This is a genomic window from Polaribacter sp. IC066 (genome assembly GCF_007997085.1).
Lineage (GTDB): Bacteria > Bacteroidota > Bacteroidia > Flavobacteriales > Flavobacteriaceae > Polaribacter.
In genome coordinates this window covers 1-733 of sequence record NZ_VORR01000152.1, presented here as the reverse complement: position 1 = coordinate 733, position 733 = coordinate 1, and the positions used below count along the sequence as shown (strand labels likewise).

The following is a 733-nucleotide window of genomic DNA, read 5'->3' as shown; positions in this document are numbered from 1 at the left end:
ATTGCTTTAAACTTACTGAAAAATGAAAACTCTAAAAAACTATCTGTAAAAAGTAAAAGGCTTGAAGCTGGATGGAATGAAGACTATTTGCTCAAAATATTAAATATAAAAGTATGATTCTGCCCTGACAATTCAGCTAGTTTATTTGCTTTATATTCTGGGATTCGATCAATGACATCAGTTAACCAATGATATGGATTTATGTTTAAGGTTTTACAAGTTGCAAAAAAGGAGTAAAACATTGCAATGTTTTGTGCAGATTCATGACTTCCCGCAAAGAGGTAGTTTTTTCTACCTATTGCTAAAGGTCTAATCGCATTTTCAATGTTATTGTTGTCAATTTCATACCTCCCGTCATTTATATAGTATTTTAGATTCTGGTAAATATTTAAGGTATATCTTATCGCTATCCCTATTGAACTTTTTGGCAATACATTCTCTTTTTGAGCAATCAAATACAGTTCTAATTCATTTAAAATTGGCAGTGCATAGCGCATTCTAAATCTCTTGATTACAGCAACAGACGCTTCTCTTTCTTTTAAGACTCTTTCTATTCTATATAATTTTTGAATGAGCAGCAGTATATGATCTGCTCTTTTGGGGTCGTTATCTAATGCCTTCTCAAAATATCGCCTAGCATGCGCCATGCAACCTAAAAGAGAAATAGTTCCTTTAGTTGTTAAATTGTGATAGGCTTTATAGCCATCAGACTGTAATGTCCCTGTAAAGTTTT

General features: G+C 32.3%; 1 protein-coding gene. It reads right to left on the bottom strand.

Features of this window, described 5'->3' with window-relative positions:
• Positions 1 to 83 precede the first annotated feature (83 nt).
• Positions 84 to 733: IS66 family transposase (gene tnpC, locus ES044_RS18340; RefSeq protein WP_147187480.1), on the bottom strand; the 650-nt coding region annotated here is incomplete at its 5' end.